The organism is Bradyrhizobium sp. USDA 4472 (assembly GCF_054058595.1).
On the sequence record NZ_JBSSAM010000001.1, the window covers coordinates 6,754,005 to 6,772,058 of the forward strand.

The window sequence follows — 18,054 nt, forward strand, 5'->3', positions numbered from 1 at the left end:
TCAGGCCGCCCTTCCCGTCAATCCCGTTGGCTTCACCAGCAGCACCAGCACCATCAGCACGAACACGACTGTATTGGAGGCCTCTGGATAGAAATACTTGGTCAGCCCTTCAATCACACCCAGTGCGAAGCCCGTGATGATCGAGCCCATGATCGAGCCCATGCCACCAATCACCACGACCGCAAACACGACGATGATGACGTTTTCGCCCATCAGCGGCCGGACCTGATTGATCGGCGCCGACAGCACGCCGGCGAGCGCGGCAAGGCCAACGCCGAGCCCATAGGTCAGCGTGATCATCCTGGGAACGTTGATGCCGAAAGCTCGCACCAGCGTCGGGTTTTCAGTCGCGGCCCGGAGATAAGCACCGAGCCGCGTGCGCTCGATCAAATACCAGGTCGCAAAGCAAACCACGAGCGAGAACACGACCACCCAGCCGCGATAAATCGGCAGATACATGAATCCCAAATTCACCCCGCCCTTCAGTACATCGGGGATCGAATACGGCAAACCGGAAGAGCCGAAATAATTCTGGAACACACCCTGAATGATCAGCGCCAGACCGAAGGTCAGAAGCAGCCCGTAGAGGTGATCGAGGCCTGCGAGCCATTGCAGCATGGTCCGCTCCAGGATCATCCCGAAGATGCCGACGATGATCGGCGCCAGCAGCAGCGCCCACCAGTAACTGACGCCGCCGAGGTTCAGCAGGAAATAGGCGACGAACGCACCCATCATGTAGAGCGCGCCATGAGCGAAGTTGATGATGTTGAGCATGCCGAAGATCACGGCGAGCCCGAGACTGAGCAGCGCGTAGAACGAGCCGTTGATCAGTCCCACCAGTAGCTGTGCGTAGAGAGCCTGCATCGATCCAGCACCCAGTCCCTTCGGCGTTTCCAAACTAGTGCCCGCCGGTGACATGCCGGCGGGCGGTTGGCCTCACTTCTTAAGCAGCGCGCACTTGCTCTCGGAGAGCGGCGTGAAGGCCTGGTCGCCCGGCACCGTGCCGACGAGCTTGTAGAAGTCCCACGGTCCCGTGGATTCCGAGGGCTTCTTCACCTCGAACAGATAGGCATTGTGGATGGTGCGGCCGTTGGGCTCGATCTCGCCCTTGCCGAACAGATCGTCCTCGGTCGGCATCGACTTCATCTTCTCGACGACCTTGATGCCGTCATGGGGATTGCCGCCGAGCGCATCGAGCGCCTTGAGATAATGGCGCACGCCCGCATAAACGCCGGCCTGTACCATGGTCGGGGGCGCACTGTTCTTCATCTTGCCGGCAAAACGTTTCGAGAAGGCGCGGGTCTGATCGTTCATGTCCCAGTAGAAGGTCTCGGTGAAGTTCAGGCCCTGCGCGGTTTCCAGGCCGATCGCCTTGATGTCGGTGAGGAACAGCAGCAGCGCCGCGAGCTTCTGGCCGCCCTTGACGATGCCGAATTCGGCCGCCTGCTTGATTGTGTTGGTGGTGTCGCCGCCAGCATTGGCGAGGCCGATGATCTTGGCCTTGGAAGCCTGTGCCTGGAGCAGGAAGGACGAGAAATCAGGCGTATTCAGCGGATGCTTCACGCCGCCGACGACCTTGCCGCCATTGGCGGTGATGACGGCCGTGGTATCGCGCTCGAGCGCCGCACCGAAGGCATAGTCCGCGGTCAGGAAGAACCAGGTGTCACCGCCAGCCTTGACCAGCGCCTGGCCGGTGGTGTGGGCCAGCATGTAGGTGTCGTAGGTCCAGTGCACGGTATTGGGCGAGCATTGCGCGTTGGTGAGGTCCGAGGTCGCCGCGCCCGAATTGATGTAGACGCCGTTCTTTTCCTTGACGACGTTGTTCACGGCGAGCGCCACGCCCGAATTCGGCACGTCGACGATGACGTCGACCTTGTCGACGTCGAACCACTGCCGCGCGATCGCGGTGCCGATGTCGGGCTTGTTCTGGTGATCACCCGAGATGATGTCGATCTTCCAGCCCTTCGCGGCGAGGCCGGAATCCTCGACCGCCATTTGGGCGGCGAGCGTTGAGCCGGGTCCGCCGAGGTCGGCATAGAGGCCGGACTGATCGGACAGCGCCCCGATCTTGACCGTCTTGTCTTGTGCCAAGGCGACGCCAGCGCAGGTCACGGCCAACGCCGTACCAAGCAACAACGATGCAATCGACTTTTTCATGCCACTTCCCTTGTGAAATTCTCTTCGCCGTCTCTCTAGGCCGTCACGGGCCGTCCTAGACGCCGAGATAGGTGTGGAGCTTGTCCATGTTGGCGGCAAGCTCCGCGTTGGAAAATCCATCAATGATCTTGCCGTGCTCGACGACGTAATAGCGATCGGCGACGGTGGATGCGAAACGGAAATTCTGCTCGACCAGCAGGATGGTAAAGCCCTCCTTCTTGAGCCGCGCAATGGTGTGACCGATCTGCTGAATGATAACAGGCGCAAGGCCTTCGGTCGGCTCGTCGAGCATCAGGAAGCTGGCACCGGTGCGCAGGATGCGCGCGATCGCGAGCATCTGCTGCTCGCCGCCGGACAGCTTGGTGCCCTGGCTGCTGAGCCGCTCCTTCAGATTCGGAAACAGGTCGAAGATCTGTTCGAGCGGCAATCCGCCCGGGCGCACCACCGGCGGCAACAGGAGATTCTCCCGCACGTCGAGACTGGAGAAAATTCCCCGCTCCTCCGGACAGAACGCGATGCCCATGCGGGCGATCTTGTCCGAGGTCGCGCGCACGATCTCCTGATCGTTGAATTTGATCGACCCGGCACGCTTGCCGATGATGCCCATGATCGACTTGAGCGTGGTCGTCTTCCCCGCACCGTTGCGCCCCAGCAGGGTGACGACCTCGCCAGCGTTCACGTCGAAATTGATCCCGTGCAGGATGTGGGACTCGCCGTACCAGGCCTCGAGGTTGCGGACCTGAAGAATGTTGCCGCCGATTCCGGCCTTTGCCGGAGCCTCGGCCATCGCAGTTTCAGGCATGACCGGCTCCCAGATAGGCTTCCTTGACGCGCTCGTCCTTGGTGAGATCGGCGTAGTTGCCTTGCGCGAGCACCTGCCCGCGCGTCAGCACGGTGATGATGTCGGAGAGATTGGCGACAACGCTCAAATTGTGCTCCACCATCAGGATGGTGTACTTCGCCGAGATGCGCTTGATCAGCGCTGCGATCTTGTCGATGTCCTCGTGACCCATGCCGGCCATCGGCTCGTCCAGCAGCATCATCTCCGGATCGAGCGCCAGCGTCGTTGCGATCTCCAGCGCGCGCTTGCGCCCATAGGGCATCTCGACCGCAGGCGTATTGGCAAACTCGCTCAGGCCGACATCGTTCAGCAATTCCAGCGCGCGATTGTTGAAACGGTTGAGCACCGATTTCGAGCGCCAGAAATCAAACGAGCTGCCATGCTGGCGCTGGAGTGCGACGCGGACGTTTTCCAGCGCGGTCAGGTGCGGAAACACCGCCGAAATCTGGAACGAGCGGACCAGCCCCATGCGCGCCACGTCCGCCGGCGCCATCGCGGTGATGTCCTGTCCCTTGTACAGGATCTTTCCGGCAGACGGTTTGAGGAATTTGGTCAGAAGATTGAAGCATGTCGTCTTGCCGGCCCCGTTCGGGCCGATCAACGCGTGGATACTCCCGCGGCGAACCTTGAGCGCAACGTCGCGGACGGCGAAGAAGCCCGCGAACTCCTTGGTCAAACCTTCCGTTTCAAGAATGAACTCATCGGCCAAACAGATTTCCCCCCGCCCGCGCAAGTGCGCGGAGCTGTCCTTGTTCCTTCGACTTTCCGGGGGCCTTGGAGCCTTCCCGAAAACGCCGCCTCCGGGCGCGGAATATGCCGGAGGTGACGGGGGTTAGGCAAGGCGGAAAGCTGAGCAGGTCAGGCCTCCGGCCGGGAGTCTTATGCTCCCTTAGTTGGAGGTTTTGTGGTGTCGCCTGCCGGCCTCCCGGTTCGCAAGACGCCGGTCATCAAGTCGTTAACGCTCTTTGGCCCCGCACGCCATCCTTCATCAAAAATTTTCCCGTAAGCGGGATCATGTGCGGGTTTCATTCGCGGGGAATCTTGTTTTGGACTTCACCAGCGCCGTTCCCTCGGTCGTCAAGTCGATCAAGCAGCGTGACCTGCTCAACACGTGGTTGCGACTTTACGCGCGCCGGCAAACTGTGCCGGCGATCCGGGAGTATCAACCCGCGCGGCTCAAGGAAGAGCTGTCCGACCTGATCTACTTCACCGTGGACCATTCGACGCCGACGGCGCGCCTGACCATCCAGAGCGAGGGCACGCGGATCTCGAGCGCCTATGGCCATACCGGCAAGGGCATCCTGCTGGACGACTATGTTGGGCCGCGCCTCGCGCCCTTCGTGATGCCAGTCTATCACCAATGCGTCGCACGCGGTCTTCCGGTCTACAGCGTTGCCGACGTCGACGACGTCTATGGCCGCGTCGTCGCCTATGAACGGCTACTGCTCCCGTTCCTGACCGATGACAAGGTCAGCCACATCATCGCATCCCTCAAGACCTTCTGCGAGGACGGCGGCTTCGAGATCAAGAACCTGCTGCGCGGAAATGACGCGCCACCACGTCCGAAACTGCGCACGGTGATCGACCGCGACCTGTTTCACCAAGCGCCGGGCTGCTACGCGGCGACCGACATCGTCGAATTTGCCGATCGGTCCGGCGGCCCTGATGTCAGCGCCGAGATCGTCGAGCTGAACTAGCTCCCGACTAGCGCTTGCGCGAGGCTGCGCCGATTTCCTTGTCGTAGACATCAGGCTTGAAGCCGACCAGCAGCTTGCCGCCGATTTCGAGCACCGGCCGCTTGATCATCGATGGTTGCGCTAGCATCAGCGTCAGTGCCTTTTTCTCAGTCAGGCCTTCCTTGTCGGCATCAGGCAGCTTCTTGAAGGTGGTGCCGGCGCGATTGAGCAGCGTCTCCCAGCCGAGCTCGTCGCTCCACTGCTTGAGCTTGTCCTTCTCCACGCCCGCAGACTTGTAGTCGTGGAACTCATAGGCCACGCCATGGGTATCGAGCCAGGTGCGCGCCTTCTTCATGGTGTCGCAGTTCTTGATGCCGTAGATGATGTTGGGCAAGACGATCCTCGCGCATGCGTCGTGACGTGCAGCTGCGTTGTACGAAACTCCTGATCGCGCGACAATATTGCCAACATCGCTTTCGATCTCTTCCGGACGGACACATCATGCACGTCACTCACGATCCCGCGGCATCCGCCTCCCCCACCATCGACTTCAATGCATTCCTCGCGGTCGATATCCGCGTCGGCACCATCGTCGATGCCAAACCGTTTCCCGAGGCGCGCAAGCCGGCGTGGCGGCTGTGGATCGACTTCGGCCCGGCCATCGGCGTCCGCAAGAGCTCGGCGCAGATCACCGAGAATCACCCGCTCGAAACCCTGGTCGGACAGCAGGTCGCGGCCGTCGTCAATTTCCCGCCGCGCCAGATCGGACCTGTCGTCTCGGAGGTACTGACGCTCGGCTTCCCCGATGCCGACGGCAAGGTCGTGCTGATGCAGCCGAGCAAGCCGGTGCCAAACGGCGGCCGGTTGTTCTAGGGATCGTCTCACGGCCGCTTCGGAATGTTCAATCCGCGCTGCACGGCAGGCCGCGCCAGCCCGCGCTCGAGCCAGGCAGCGACCGACGTGAACTGGCTGAATGCGACCAGGTCGCCGGCACCATAGAAGCCGATGAGATTGCGCACCCAGCCAAGCATGGAAATGTCCGCGATGGTGTAGTCGTCATCCATGAACCATTGCCGGCCGGAAAGATGCGCTTCCATCACACCGAGCAGGCGCCTGGACTCGCTGACGTAACGTTCGAGCGGTCGCTTGTCCTCAAAATCCTTGCCGGCGAATTTGTGGAAGAAGCCGACCTGGCCGAACATCGGCCCGACGCCTCCCATCTGGAAGTGCAGCCACGCGAGGGTCTGGTAGCGTCGCGCGGCGTCCTGCGGCAGAAGCCTGCCGCTCTTCTCGGCGAGGTATTGCAGAATCGCTCCGGATTCGAACAGCGGCAGTGGCTTGCCTCCGGGGCCGTTGGGATCGAGAATCGCCGGGATCTTGCCGTTCGGATTGAGCGAGAGGAATTCCGGCGTCTTCTGATCGTCCTTGCCGAAGTCGACGAGATGAACTTCGTAAGGAAGCCCGATCTCCTCCAGCATGATGGAGACCTTGACGCCGTTCGGCGTCGGCAAGGAATAGAGCTGAAGCAGTTCGGGATGCTTGGCAGGCCAGCGCCCGGTGATCGGAAAGGTCGAGAGATCGGACATCGGCACCCCGGCTTGGTTCGCAAGATGCCGCTTAGTCTAGGCGGGCCACCGAACGACGCAAGGCCGAGTCATCTCAGCCGGATCACAATGGTCGCAGCAGATGACTGTTGGCGTAGACCACCTCGCTCTTGGCGCGCTGCTCGATGAAGAGCTGCCCCGTGAGGAGCAACGCTCCGGCGAAGACGAGCGTAAGCATCGCAGTGGCGAATTGGCTAGCATCATTCATCGCACGAGCTTCTTTCAATTCGGTTCGCACGGGGAACGCAGACCGACCATCGCCAGTTCCTGCATGGTTCAAATAAATTGCCTGTTTTTCCCGGAATCCCGGCCAGACATTTCAGCCCGATCATGCGGGATGGACCTAGCGCGCTTTCGCGGGAAATGACGGGGCCCGTGCAAAGGCGTTTACGTATCCTTCATCAAGGCCGTCACGTGCAGGCGGCGACGGATGCGCATGCCCTGGCGCTGATAGAGCGCGATGGCCGATGTGTTGTTCGAAAACACATGCAGGAACGGAATTTCGCCGCGGGCCTCGATCCGGCGCGCGACAGCTGCGAGCAGCGCCTGCGCATAGCCGCGCCCGCGATAATCGGGGTGGACGCAGACCGCGGTCATCTCAACGAACTTTCCCGGCTTCATGCGCTCGCCGGTCATCGCAACCAATTCGCCACCGGCTCGGATGCCAAGAAATGTGCCGAGCTCGTGCGTCCGCGCGGCGAACGGCCCGGGCTTTGTCAGTGTCGTCAGCGCCATCATCGCCGGAACGTCGGCCGGGCCGAGCGTCACGATCTCCGCCTCGCGCAACGGGCTATCGGCGGGTGAGCCGATCATCTGCTCGCCGGTCTCGGCCAGCACAACCTTGAAGCCCGCGGGAACATTGACCGCATCCGGCGTGAACAGCGCGGCAACCTGCGAGGGCGACATGAGAGCGCCCAGCGCGGTGAAGCTCTCCGCCGACATGTCCGCCATGTCGGCAAACGGCGTCATGTCCACCGGATAGCGCAGCGCCCGTGCGCCGCCTTCGGCCAGATGCTTGTGGCTCGTCGTCAGCGCGCTCCAGATCGGACGATCGAGCAGCGCCACATCGCTGTCGGACACCGGCCTAATCCTTGTCGAAGCTGACGATGACGGCCGCATTGGCGATGAGAATGGGATCATTCGCCACCTCCGTCGCCGAGGGAATCTCCAGCCCGCCCTTGACCGCGGTCACGGTCACGGTGCCGTAGGGAAGCTCCTTCGCAACCGCCTCCCTGTCGACGGCTTCGGGATCGGGTACGCCGATCGTGACATCGACGAACATGTCGTTCGCGGTCTTGCCGATCATCCGGAAAAAGCCGAGGCTCGAATGCCTGATGGCATCCGAGACCGCCCGCTTCGCGGCTTTGGTGGCGTCCCTGCCGTGAACGTCGACGCCCATGCCCATCTCGGTAACACAACGAACGCGTGCCATGCTCATTCCTGTCGGCGCTGGAGTTCAGAGGGGCTGACCTTCCGCGATCCGCGCCTCCGGCACAAGCGCCTTTTCGCGCAGGAAATAGGCGTTGCGATCCTCCTCCTGCGCGTTCACGACCGCGCGAATTCGCAGCAAATCCTTGCGCGCGACTAGGCCGACCACGCGATGACTGGCGCGATCGACCACCGGCAGCCGTCCGAGATCGGAAGCGACCATGAGATCGGCGACCCGGCCCAGCACGTCGTCAGGATGCGCCAGCACGACCGAGGTATCGGACACCACGTCGTCGAGCGTTGCAGCCTGATGATCGCCCCCGGTGCGCCAGCGAAGCACATCGGCACGGGTCACCATGCCCGTCAGCCGTCCATCGGACGCGACGACGGGATAGGATTTGTGACGCCGCTGATCCGAGGTGAAGAACGCGACTGCCGTGTCGATCGACATGTCGACCGGCAGTGTATCGACGTGGGTGGCCATGACATCGGAGGCGCGCAGCAGCTCGAACGGATCGATCGCGTATTCGCGCGTGATGTGCTGACCACGGCGCGCGATCTTCTCGGTCAGGATCGAGCGCTTGAGCAACAGAACGGTGACGGCATGCGCCGCGCCGGTCGCCGCCAGCAGCGGCAGCAGCATGTCGATATTGCCGGTCAGCTCGATCGCGAACATCACACCGGTGAGCGGCGAGCGCATCGTGCCGCCCATCATCGCGGCCATGCCGACCAGGGCCCAGAACGACGTGCCCCCCGGCAGCACGAGCCCCTCCATCCAGCCGGCCGTGCCGCCGAGGATGAGCAATGGCGCCAATACGCCGCCAGAGGTACCCGAGCCCAGCGCGACCACCCAGATCACTGATTTCACCAGCAGGAGCCGGATCGCCTCGTCGCGCGCCATATGGCCGGACAGGAGATCGGCAATGACGTCGTAGCCGACGCCCAGAGCGCTGGGATCGATCAAGCCGCCGAGACCGACGATGAGGCCGCCGAGCATCGGCCACCACATCCAGTGCACCGGCAGACGATCGAACAGATCTTCGACGGCGTAGAGTAATCGCGTCATCAGTCCCGATTGCAGGCCCGCGACGATGCCGACGCCGATCGCAGCCGCCAGGCCCCACCAGGGCAGGTCCGGATGCTGCGCGAACGGAAACAGCGGTCCCGTTCCGAACAGCAACGGGCGCCATGCCGCCGAGATCACCGCCCCCGTCACCACGGGCAGGAAGCTGCGCGGCTTCCATTCGAACAGCAGCAGTTCGACCGCGAGCAGCACCGCCGCGATCGGCGTGCCGAAGATCGCCGTCATGCCGGCGGCTGCGCCCGCGACTAGCAGCGTCTTGCGCTCGGCCGCGGTGAGATGAAAGCATTGGGCGAAGATCGAGCCGATCGCGCCGCCTGTCATGATGATCGGTCCTTCGGCGCCGAACGGACCGCCGCTGCCGATCGAAACCGCCGACGACAATGGCTTTAGAATCGCGACCTTCGGCTGCATCCGGCTGCCGCCGATCAGGATCGCCTCGATTGCTTCCGGGATGCCGTGACCCCGGATCTTCTCGGATCCGAACCGCGCCATCAGCCCGATCACGAGACCGCCCAGCGCCGGTGCCAGGACCATCCAGATTCCCGGGTGGGCATTCGCGAGTGAGACGTTCTCGGTGCTGAAATGGCCGAACCAGACCAGATTGGTCACCAGCGCAATCAGCTTCAGCAACACCCAGGCGGCCCCGGCGCCAAGACTGCCGACCAGCAGCGCCATGCCGATCAGGACCAGCACGCGCCGGTCGGCGGTAAAATCTCCGGGCTTGCCGCGAGGACGCGGGAGGCCGCCGGTCATGTCGGGGGTCTGGCGCATGGATAGCTCTTTTCGGGAGAATCTTCGCCCGTGCAATATATCGCACTACGATATATATCAAGGAATGACTGCTATGAGCCTGCCTGCCGCGCGCGCAGCTCGTCGACCAGGACCCGCACGTTCTCCGAATAGTCGATCGGGATCGAGACCAGGTGCACACCGCCTGCCCTAAAAGCGGCATCAAGCGTCGGACCAAAGCTCTCGATGCTGTCGATGCGGTGACCGGTGGCGCCGTAGGCCTTGGCGTAGAGCGAAAAGTCCGGATTACCGAAGGTCATGCCGTAATCGGCAAAGTGATCGACCGCCTGCTTCCAGCGGATCATGCCGTAGGCGTTGTCCTCCAGCACCAGCACGATGAGATTGAGCTTGAGGCGGACGGCGGTCTCCATCTCCTGGCTGTTCATCATGAAGCCGCCGTCGCCGGCGACCGCGAGCACGCGGCGGTCGGGATGGAGCATCGCCGCCATCATCGCCGACGGCAGGCCGGCGCCCATCGTTGCCAGCGCATTGTCCAGCAGCAGCGTGTTGGCGACGCGGGTGCGGTAGTTGCGCGCAAACCAGATCTTGTACATGCCGTTGTCCAGCGCGACGATGCCGTTCTCGGGGATGACCTGGCGGATGTCGTGCACGATGCGCTGCGGCGTCGGCGGCCAGCGCGTCTCGGTGGCGCGGTCGGCGATGTGATTGAGGATCTCCTCCCGCAAGGGCAACAGCGCCGCCGCTTGCGGCAGCTTGCCTTCGAGCCGATCAGCCAGCAGTTCCAGGCTCGGGCCGACATCGCCGACCACCTCCGCATCAGGAAAATAGACCAGCTCGACGCTGGCCGAGGTGTAGCTGACGTGGATGACCTTCGGGCCCGATGGACCCATGATGAAGGGCGGCTTCTCGATCGGGTCATGCCCGATCGCAACGATCAGGTCGGCGGCGTCGATTGCGTCATGCACATAGTCGCGTTCGGACAGTGCCGCAGTGCCCATGTAAAGATTGGTGCCGCCGGGCACGGTGCCCTTGCCCATCTGCGTGGTGAAGAACGGAATGCCGGTTCGCCGCACGAAGCTGGCGATGCCGTGGGTCGAGCGCGGCCGGCTGGTCGCGGCCCCCATCATCACCAGCGGTCGCTTTGCGGCCAGGATGATCTCGGCGGCCCGATCGAGCGCGGCGCGGTGCGCGACGGGAATCTCGATCGGGTGGACCGGGATCACGGGCACCGCATCGACTTCGTCGCCTGCGATGTCCTCGGGCAATTCGAGATGCACCGGTCCCGGCCGCTCCTCCATTGCCACGCGGAAGGCATCGCGCACCACCGTTGGAATCGAGCTCGCGCTGACGATCTGCCGCGACAGCTTCGTCAGCGGCTTCATGGTCGCGACCACGTCCACGATCTGGAAGCGCGCCTGCCGGCTGCTCATGATCGGCTTCTGCCCGGTGATCAGGATCATCGGCATCGCGCCGAGATTTGCATAGGCAGCCCCGGTGGACAAATTGAGCGCGCCCGGGCCCAGCGTCGAGAGACAGACGCCGGGCTTGCCGGTCAGCCTTCCGTGCGTGGCGGCCATGAAGGCGGCGGCTTGCTCATGGCGGGTCAAGACCAGCTCGATCCTGGAGGTACGCAGCGATTCCACGAGATCGAGGTTTTCTTCGCCGGGGACGCCAAAGATGCGGTCGACGCCTTCGTTCTCCAGCGCCGCGACGAACAAGTCCGATCCTTTCACTTTGCGGTCCCGCTCGCTCATGTCGTCTCCGCTTGCTGCCGGCTCCGGGTGATCAAGGAGCGCGCGCATCGTAGCCGAGTGGGCCGCATGCACAACTCACGAAGAGTGTCGCAGCTGCTTCCACATCGTCCCGCACCGGCAAGGTCGGTCGGGCACGAGTTGGCCGAGGGCGGGGGGAGCCAAAGCGGCTCAAAAGGTGAGCCAAAAAGGCTCACCCAAGCGGATTCCAACTGATGCAAATGTTTCCTTGCCAACCGCACCGGCAACGCCAGTCGCGACGGAGGCGAGGAGGCTCAAAGGAGCGGACTGCTCCTTTGAAAGACTTGCTATCCACAACCGTATCGCACGAGTTACAGTTGATCCCGCGCCACAACGATCGGGCTTCGCGAAAGCCGAGCGCGCAGATCACCGCCCGAAGCGTCCCGGCCGGTTGGCATTCGCCATCTGCTCGAACGCCTTCGCCAGCTCCTCCGGAGCTTGCTTGCTCTTGAAGTCCTGCCACGCCGCCTTGAACCGCGCCTTGGCATCTTCGAGGCTCGCGGCCGAGCCTGAGGGTGGACCGGGCAGCGTCACCGTGACCGTCCACGACCAGAAATGATCATCGAAGCGGATGCGACCGATTTGATGGCCGTCCTCGCGCACTTTGTAGTCGTCGAGGCCGATCAAGCGAAGGGTCAGCATCGGACCATGCTATCGGCAGTGCTAGAATGGCGCCACGGCAGAGCCACGCAGATGCGCAAGCCCCTCTTCGATTACCCGCAGGTCCTCCTGAACATACTTTAGAGCGGTCGGGGCCCAGAATTCTTCAATCAGCAACCGGCGTCGAAGGTCTCGCATACTCTCCAACGCTTTCCAGTCCTTCAGGCTCACATAAGCGGAAACAAGCGGCTCGATCGGTGATGGCATGGAAGCATTCCAAGGAAATGAGACACCCACCGGTTTGCCGAGTTTCCCCGGCATCCTTGGTTCCTGCGAGCACATATGTGAATCGCGGGCCATCGTATTTTCGGGGCGCTTTCGTGCGCGCGGCGGGCTGATTGATGGTCAGATGCCGCGCGAGTTGATCTTCGCGCGCAAGCGGTGACAGAAATCCTCCAGCACCGTCTGAAGGTTTTCGCAGTTCACGAGCAACCGTTCGGCCAACTCGCGGTCCGCTGAGCCGAAAGCAAAGTCATCCCGAGCTCTTCTGACGCGGCGCACGTGGTCGCGACCATTTGCGGCTGTCCGTTCAGCAAATTCCAGATGCTCCAGATCGTGGCTGAGCTGGTCCTCCTCCTCGATCAGCAGCTTGGTGATGCGCGTTCGATGGTCAGGCGCGAGATCACTTCCGTTCAGAAGGCCGATGTAATGATCGACGTTGGCCTTGGCGACAAACCGGTGCATGGCAACCCCCGTTGGCCATCCCGTTTACGGGCCGATTATGCGACCGAGCCAAGGTTAGGGTGGAAGGATATTTCATGCGGTGATCCTCACGTCTCGGTGAAGCGCAGGATGCGAAATATTTTGGGGATTGCGGATGAACATTTTCGGGTGCGCGGATGGCCCCACCGCTAGCGTGTTTTGTCCATCTGGCGACGCAAGGGATGGTGCCCCCACTGCACCTTGAGCGACACGATCACCTCACGGGCGAGCAAGCGACCACCGCAGCCCGGCGAGCCGTCTAGTCATGCTTCCCTTACTTGCCGAGGATGTCCGCGGCCGCGCGCTCCAGGATTCCGGCGATGCGACGCGCCTCAGCAGAATCGCTGCCATGCTTGGACCGCAGCGCGCGCTTGAGGTTGTGGCGGGCGTGGTGCAGCTCGTCGGAGGCGTCGGCATCGAGATCGCTGACGCCGGCAAAGGCCTCGCGCACCTCGTCCATGCGGCGTCCGATCCGCGACAGCGCCTGGAGGATCGCATCAGCAGTGCCGCGTTGCTCGGCGAGATAGGCCTCGCCCTGCGGCGTGATGCTGTAGAGCTTGCGGCCGCCATCCTGTGCGACGCTCGCGTTGCCGACCTCTTCGAGATAGGTCAGTGCCGGATAAATCACGCCGGGGCTCGGCGTATAGAATCCCTCGGATCGCTCCTCGATGATCTTGATCAGCTCGTAGCCATGCGCGGGCTTTTCGGCGAGCAGCGCCAGGATCACGAGCTGGAGGTCCTGTGAGGCGAGACGCCGTGCTCCCGGAAAGTCGTCGCCGCCCCGGCCGAAAAAGCCATGCCCGCCGCGGCCGAAGCGATGCCGTCCGCCGTGACGGCCCGTGGCGAAATGGGCGAAGTGGCCAAAGTGGAAATCCCTGTGGTCTCTGTGTTTGGTGAACATATTTGGTTCCTTTCTCAAAACATATCTTACGATATAACTGGCGATAGCTTTGGGGCAAATCACGGGTCCGTGATCGCGAGCGGAGCCGCGCGGGGTGCTATCTCGCGATCGAAACCGCGTGACACCCAGGACCTTCGGAAGCACGCTGCCTGCTCCTCCCCGCCGCAACCAAGGTTGTGCAAGGGGAAGGCACCTCCGTGTTCAAGGTCAGCGGCAAGATGTTCGCGATTTGCGGTGGCTTTGCCGCAAGGTCCGGCGGCTACATGTTCAAGGTCTCGAACATGGCCTAAGCCATGTTGATCGAACACCGCCTGGCGCGGCCCGCGCCTTATCTCGCACGGGCCAAATGGGTGCAGCTTGTCAGCAACAGCGTGCTGGAGGATGCCGAGCTCACGGCCTATCTCGCTCAGGCCCACGCGTTGATCGTGGCAAAGCTGACGAGAAAGGCGCGCAACGAGCTCGGGCTTGTGTCGCTGGAGACCCGGCCCGCATGACGATCTCCGCGTGCAACCGATCAGCTGCGCGCGGCGACATTGAGATTTCATCCCTCCCCGATATACTGCCTGTCCTGGATTCGAATTGGGAAGCGGCGTGGCGATTGATCTGAAGGCGATCGAGCAACTCGCTACCGATCAATCCTCGCTCAAGGCGGCTGCCGGCCTTGCCAAGCCCGCCAAATGGTCCGGCGTCGGCGGCAGTCCGGATGGCGCGCTGATCTGGGGCGAATGCGCGGGCTCGGGCGCCAATCCCTACCGGGTGATGGCTGATCTCCGCGACCTCGGCAACAAATGCACCTGCCCGTCACGAAAATTCCCCTGCAAGCATGTGCTCGGCCTGTTGTGGCTGAACGCAGAATCCATCGTGCCGTTTGCGCCCGCCGATACGCCCGCCTGGGTCAGCGACTGGCTCGGGCGTCGGCGCGGCCCATCGGCTGCAAAGCCGGCAGGCGCCGCCGCTCGGTTCGGCGAGAAGGATCTGCGCGCCGCACGCGTCATCGAGCAAGAGGCCACTGAAGATCCGAAGGATGTCGCGCGGCGTGAGGCACAGGCAGCCAAACGAAACGAAGAGACCGAGCGCGCGATCTTGGAAGCGCTGGATGCGCTCGAGCAGTGGATCGGCGATCAGCTCCGCCTGGGCCTGTCCGGCTTCATCGACGATGCCACCGCGCGATGCCGGCGTATCGCCGCGCGCCTGGTCGACGGCAAGGCCACGGCACTCGCCAGCCGGATCGACGAATTGCCGGCCCGCCTGCTCGCGCTCGATGCGGGTGACCGGCCGCGCGGCGCCGTCGTCGAGTTCGGCAAGCTGGTGCTGCTTGCGCGCGCCTTCCGCGGCGCGCCGCGGGATGCCGCGATCCGGCGCAGTGTGGCAACATCGGAGACGCGCGAGATGGTGCTGGCCGATCCGAGCGCACCGCGGATCGATGCGCAATGGGAAGTGCTGGCCGAACAGGTGCAGACACGGCGCGACGGCCTGGTCTCGCAAACCACATGGCTGCTCAATCTCGCCGCATCGGGCCCGCGCTTCGCCATGCTGCTCGACTTTTTTCCTGCGAGTGCCGGACGACGTGGTTCGGTCTTCACGCCCGGCGAGCGCTTCCAGGGCGAGCTCGTCTTCTACCCGTCGCAACGGCCGCTGCGTGCCCTGCTCGTCCGGCGCGACGCCGCGCAGGCCACGCTGACGCCCGAATGGCCTGCGCCGAATCAAACGCTCTCCAATGCATTGACGCAGCCGCTGCTGGCCGAGCCGTGGACGATCGAGATTCCCCTGCTGCTGCCGCAGGGACGGATCGCACGTGACGATGCCGGGGGCGCCTGGTGGCGCGCGGCCGACGGCGCGGCCGCGCTGCCCGTCGCAGGCAAGGCGGAGGGCTTGCTCTCCGGCACCGAACTGACGCGCACCGCCGCAATCTGGTCGGGCAACCGGCTCACGATCCTCGCTGCACAGTCCTCTTGGGGAAGGATCGGCAGCCATGACTGAAACAGCCAGCGCGGAGGCGATCTTCGAGACCATGGGCACGATCGTGACACGCTGGACCATGGGCTCGACCGCAGCTTCCGCAGCATCAATCTGGCGCGTCGACCTTGGCGACGATCCTGTCGAGGCCGAGTTGCGACTGCTCGCTCTGTCCGGCCAATTCCTCGGCACAATCGTGACAGGCGAACCACCCTCTGCACTGCGGGTGCTGCCCGACATCCCTGCGCTCGCGCGGCCGACCGTGCCTGAGACATTGCGGCCGCTGGTGCGCCGTATCCTTGCGGCGAGCAAGGACGCAGCGTCCAAAGCCGATGTCATCCACTTCCTCGCCGCGCGTGGCTGGACAACACATCCTGCCGACTGGATGCCTGATGCGAGCAATGAGGATGCGCCGGACGTCTATGCAGCATGGCGCGACTGGGCCGCACTCGCCGCGGCCGGCGAGACGACGCCGCGACAGACCGGCGACCAGCTCACGGGGGACAATTGGGACGACTTCTGGCCGGCCGCGCGCAAGGCCGCGTTGATCGAACTCAGGCGACGCGACCCCTCCGCGGCGCGTGCGCTGCTCGAAGCCAGGCTCGGCAGCGAGAACGCCGATGCGCGGCTGCGCCTGTTGAGCCTTCTGTCGGAGCGATTGTCGGGTGACGATGTTGCCCTTCTCGAAAACCTTGTGACGAACGATCGCGCGCCGAAGGTCAAGGCCATGGCAACATCCATGCTCGCCCGTCTCGGCCACGGTCCCGCCCTGGGCGAAGACATTGCGGAGCTCGCCGGTTTCTTCTCGGTGAAGACGAAGGGGCTGCTGCGTCGCTCCCGCGTGATCGACTTTGAAACTCCCAAGACGCCGGCACAGTGGCAGCGACGGAAAGTCATGCTCGAGGGTGCCGATCTGACGTCGTTCTCGGACGCGCTCGGCCTCGCCCCGCAGGATTTGATCGCTGCCTGGGATTGGAACGTGGACCCGGCGGCCGACGCTGGGTTGATCAAGATGATCGTGGAGACCGGCACCGACGCGCAGCTCGCGCAGGCTGCCGGCGTCGTCAGCGAGTACGATGCGAGCGGCCTCATCGCGGCGCTGGCGCCGCGGCTGGCGCCCGCTGAACGGGCCAGGTTCGCGGCGGCAGGTTTGCACACGCACGGCTTCCGCTTCGAGATGGCGCAGGCGGTCGCCGGCGTTGCCGCACGGCTCGACGATCTGCTGTCGGCGCCATCAGGTGCCAAGCTGCTGACCGAGCTTCGGCGCGATGCTGCCAAGCCTTCCGATCATGTTGCGGAACTTCATGCGCTGGGCCTTATCGCCTCGCGCGATGGCGCGCGACGATCGCTGGAGCAACTGACCGGCGCAGGCCTACTGCAAGCCGATCCCCGCCTCGACATGCTGCGGCTCAACGCCGCGTTGGACGATCAAGGAGAAAAGCCATGAGCGAGAAACTGCGGTTGCCCGCTGAGGACAGTTTTGCGTCCGAGCTGAAGGCGCTCGCGGCGGGCGAAGGCCATCGCCCACCCGGCTGGGCGCTGTCGCCGCGCCAGGTCGTAACCTATCTGATGGGCGGTACGGCGGCCGACGGCACCGCGATCACGCCGAAATATGTCGGCGACAAGCGGCTGATCGAGACCGCCGTTGCGACGCTTGCAACCGACCGCGCGCTGCTGCTGCTCGGCGTGCCCGGCACCGCCAAATCCTGGGTCTCCGAACACCTCGCCGCCGGCATCACCGGTGACTCCACGCTCGTGATCCAGTGCACCGCCGGAACCGACGAGAACCAGATCCGCTACGGCTGGAACTACGCTCAGCTGCTCGCCCACGGGCCGAGCCGCGAAGCGCTGGTGTCGACCCCGCTGATGCGCGCGATGGAAGGCGGCAAGCTCTGCCGGTTCGAGGAGCTGACGCGCATGGGCAGCGACGTGCAGGACACGCTGATCACCGTGCTGTCCGAAAAGATGATGCCGATCCCGGAGCTCAACACCGCGGTTTATGCGCAACGTGGCTTCAACATCATCGCGACCGCCAACAATCGCGACAAAGGCGTGAACGAACTGTCCTTGGCGCTCAAGCGCCGCTTCAACGTGGTCGTGTTGCCGCTGCCCGACAGCGCCCAGGAAGAAGTGTCGATCGTCGTCAAGCGCGTCGGCGAGATGGCGCAGAACCTCGATCTACCGGCCCCGAAGAACGTCGCTGAGGAAGTGGCGCGGGTGGTCGCGATCTTCCGCGAGCTGCGTTCGGGCTCGACCGAGGACGGCAAGGTCGCGCTGAAATCGCCCTCCGGCGGCCTCTCGACCGCCGAAGCGATTGCCGTGATGGTCGGCGGCATCAGCCAGGCGACCTTCTTCAACGACGGCAAGCTGACGGCTGAGACACTCGCCAGCAACATGATCGGCGCGGTCGTCAAGGATCCGGTGCAGGATACGGCCGTGCTCGGCGAATATCTCGAGACCGTGCTGAAGAAGAAGCGCGGCTTCGAAGGCTATTACGCTTCGCTGACCGACCTGATCTGACGC

The 18,054-nt window shown here is 63.6% G+C and carries 21 protein-coding genes; 6 read left to right on the top strand and 15 right to left on the bottom strand.

The window, feature by feature from the left end; genetic code table 11:
* From ACVWZ4_RS31870 to ACVWZ4_RS31885, 4 genes are all read right to left on the bottom strand, one after another.
* Positions 1-864 carry a branched-chain amino acid ABC transporter permease gene (locus ACVWZ4_RS31870; protein ID WP_456703210.1) on the bottom strand — a complete coding sequence of 288 codons (864 nt, stop codon included), beginning with the start codon at positions 862-864 and terminating at the stop codon, positions 1-3.
* A 72-nt stretch (positions 865-936) separates the two neighbouring features.
* Positions 937-2,157 carry an ABC transporter substrate-binding protein gene (locus tag ACVWZ4_RS31875; RefSeq protein ID WP_456703209.1) on the bottom strand — a complete coding sequence of 407 codons (1,221 nt, stop codon included), beginning with the start codon at positions 2,155-2,157 and terminating at the stop codon, positions 937-939.
* Positions 2,158-2,212: 55 nt separating this feature from the next.
* Positions 2,213-2,959 (bottom strand): ABC transporter ATP-binding protein, encoded by a 747-nt coding sequence (locus ACVWZ4_RS31880; RefSeq protein WP_456741883.1) that lies wholly within the window; start codon positions 2,957-2,959, stop codon positions 2,213-2,215.
* Positions 2,952-3,707 carry an ABC transporter ATP-binding protein gene (locus ACVWZ4_RS31885; RefSeq protein WP_456703207.1) on the bottom strand — a complete coding sequence of 252 codons (756 nt, stop codon included), beginning with the start codon at positions 3,705-3,707 and terminating at the stop codon, positions 2,952-2,954. The genes ACVWZ4_RS31880 and ACVWZ4_RS31885 overlap by 8 nt, the downstream gene beginning before the upstream one ends.
* 337 nt (positions 3,708-4,044) lie before the next feature.
* On the opposite strand from ACVWZ4_RS31885, the gene ACVWZ4_RS31890 reads away from it, so the two are divergent.
* Complete coding sequence (locus ACVWZ4_RS31890; RefSeq protein ID WP_456790439.1) at positions 4,045-4,695, top strand: PAS domain-containing protein; 651 nt, start codon at positions 4,045-4,047, stop codon at positions 4,693-4,695.
* 7 nt (positions 4,696-4,702) lie between these two features.
* On the opposite strand, the gene ACVWZ4_RS31895 is transcribed toward ACVWZ4_RS31890, so the two are convergent.
* Positions 4,703-5,068, bottom strand: a complete 366-nt coding sequence (locus ACVWZ4_RS31895; protein ID WP_456703205.1) for an ArsC family reductase — start codon at positions 5,066-5,068, stop codon at positions 4,703-4,705.
* A gap of 107 nt (positions 5,069-5,175) precedes the next feature.
* On the opposite strand from ACVWZ4_RS31895, the gene ACVWZ4_RS31900 reads away from it, so the two are divergent.
* On the top strand, positions 5,176-5,547 hold the full coding sequence (locus ACVWZ4_RS31900; RefSeq protein WP_092234717.1) for a tRNA-binding protein: 372 nt from the start codon (positions 5,176-5,178) through the stop codon (positions 5,545-5,547).
* Between the two features lie 8 nt (positions 5,548-5,555).
* On the opposite strand, the gene ACVWZ4_RS31905 is transcribed toward ACVWZ4_RS31900, so the two are convergent.
* The 10 genes from ACVWZ4_RS31905 to ACVWZ4_RS31950 all read right to left on the bottom strand — a co-directional run bounded on the left by ACVWZ4_RS31905 (position 5,556) and on the right by ACVWZ4_RS31950 (position 13,575).
* Positions 5,556-6,260 carry a glutathione S-transferase family protein gene (locus ACVWZ4_RS31905; RefSeq protein ID WP_456703203.1) on the bottom strand — a complete coding sequence of 235 codons (705 nt, stop codon included), beginning with the start codon at positions 6,258-6,260 and terminating at the stop codon, positions 5,556-5,558.
* Between the two features lie 82 nt (positions 6,261-6,342).
* Positions 6,343-6,486 carry a hypothetical protein gene (locus ACVWZ4_RS31910; protein ID WP_456703202.1) on the bottom strand — a complete coding sequence of 48 codons (144 nt, stop codon included), beginning with the start codon at positions 6,484-6,486 and terminating at the stop codon, positions 6,343-6,345.
* 179 nt (positions 6,487-6,665) lie between these two features.
* Positions 6,666-7,358, bottom strand: coding sequence for a GNAT family N-acetyltransferase (locus ACVWZ4_RS31915; protein WP_456734916.1), 693 nt, complete (start codon positions 7,356-7,358; stop codon positions 6,666-6,668).
* Between the two features lie 4 nt (positions 7,359-7,362).
* Complete coding sequence (locus tag ACVWZ4_RS31920; protein ID WP_456703200.1) at positions 7,363-7,710, bottom strand: Lin0512 family protein; 348 nt, start codon at positions 7,708-7,710, stop codon at positions 7,363-7,365.
* Positions 7,711-7,734: 24 nt separating this feature from the next.
* Positions 7,735-9,561, bottom strand: coding sequence for a chloride channel protein (locus tag ACVWZ4_RS31925; RefSeq protein WP_456734915.1), 1,827 nt, complete (start codon positions 9,559-9,561; stop codon positions 7,735-7,737).
* Between the two features lie 71 nt (positions 9,562-9,632).
* Positions 9,633-11,294, bottom strand: coding sequence for an acetolactate synthase large subunit (locus tag ACVWZ4_RS31930; RefSeq protein ID WP_456738528.1), 1,662 nt, complete (start codon positions 11,292-11,294; stop codon positions 9,633-9,635).
* A 384-nt stretch (positions 11,295-11,678) separates the two neighbouring features.
* Positions 11,679-11,939, bottom strand: coding sequence for a DUF4398 domain-containing protein (locus tag ACVWZ4_RS31935; RefSeq protein ID WP_456703197.1), 261 nt, complete (start codon positions 11,937-11,939; stop codon positions 11,679-11,681).
* 36 nt (positions 11,940-11,975) lie between these two features.
* Positions 11,976-12,233 carry a hypothetical protein gene (locus ACVWZ4_RS31940; RefSeq protein ID WP_456703196.1) on the bottom strand — a complete coding sequence of 86 codons (258 nt, stop codon included), beginning with the start codon at positions 12,231-12,233 and terminating at the stop codon, positions 11,976-11,978.
* An 84-nt stretch (positions 12,234-12,317) separates the two neighbouring features.
* Positions 12,318-12,656: a hypothetical protein gene (locus tag ACVWZ4_RS31945; RefSeq protein WP_456703195.1), complete on the bottom strand. Its 339-nt coding sequence runs from the start codon at positions 12,654-12,656 to the stop codon at positions 12,318-12,320.
* Between the two features lie 292 nt (positions 12,657-12,948).
* Positions 12,949-13,575, bottom strand: coding sequence for a PadR family transcriptional regulator (locus ACVWZ4_RS31950; protein ID WP_456741886.1), 627 nt, complete (start codon positions 13,573-13,575; stop codon positions 12,949-12,951).
* A 293-nt stretch (positions 13,576-13,868) separates the two neighbouring features.
* Here ACVWZ4_RS31950 and ACVWZ4_RS31955 point away from each other — a divergent pair, with 293 nt between their 5' ends.
* From ACVWZ4_RS31955 to ACVWZ4_RS31970, 4 genes are all read left to right on the top strand, one after another.
* Positions 13,869-14,069 carry an MmcQ/YjbR family DNA-binding protein gene (locus ACVWZ4_RS31955; RefSeq protein ID WP_456741887.1) on the top strand — a complete coding sequence of 67 codons (201 nt, stop codon included), beginning with the start codon at positions 13,869-13,871 and terminating at the stop codon, positions 14,067-14,069.
* A 97-nt stretch (positions 14,070-14,166) separates the two neighbouring features.
* Positions 14,167-15,555 carry an SWIM zinc finger family protein gene (locus ACVWZ4_RS31960; RefSeq protein WP_456763630.1) on the top strand — a complete coding sequence of 463 codons (1,389 nt, stop codon included), beginning with the start codon at positions 14,167-14,169 and terminating at the stop codon, positions 15,553-15,555.
* Positions 15,548-16,978: a DUF5691 domain-containing protein gene (locus tag ACVWZ4_RS31965; RefSeq protein WP_456790440.1), complete on the top strand. Its 1,431-nt coding sequence runs from the start codon at positions 15,548-15,550 to the stop codon at positions 16,976-16,978. The genes ACVWZ4_RS31960 and ACVWZ4_RS31965 overlap by 8 nt, the downstream gene beginning before the upstream one ends.
* The gene (locus ACVWZ4_RS31970) at positions 16,975-18,051 is read left to right on the top strand and encodes an ATP-binding protein (RefSeq protein WP_456741890.1); all 1,077 of its coding nucleotides are present in this window, start codon (positions 16,975-16,977) and stop codon (positions 18,049-18,051) included. The genes ACVWZ4_RS31965 and ACVWZ4_RS31970 overlap by 4 nt, the downstream gene beginning before the upstream one ends.
* The last annotated feature ends 3 nt before the right edge of the window (positions 18,052-18,054 follow it).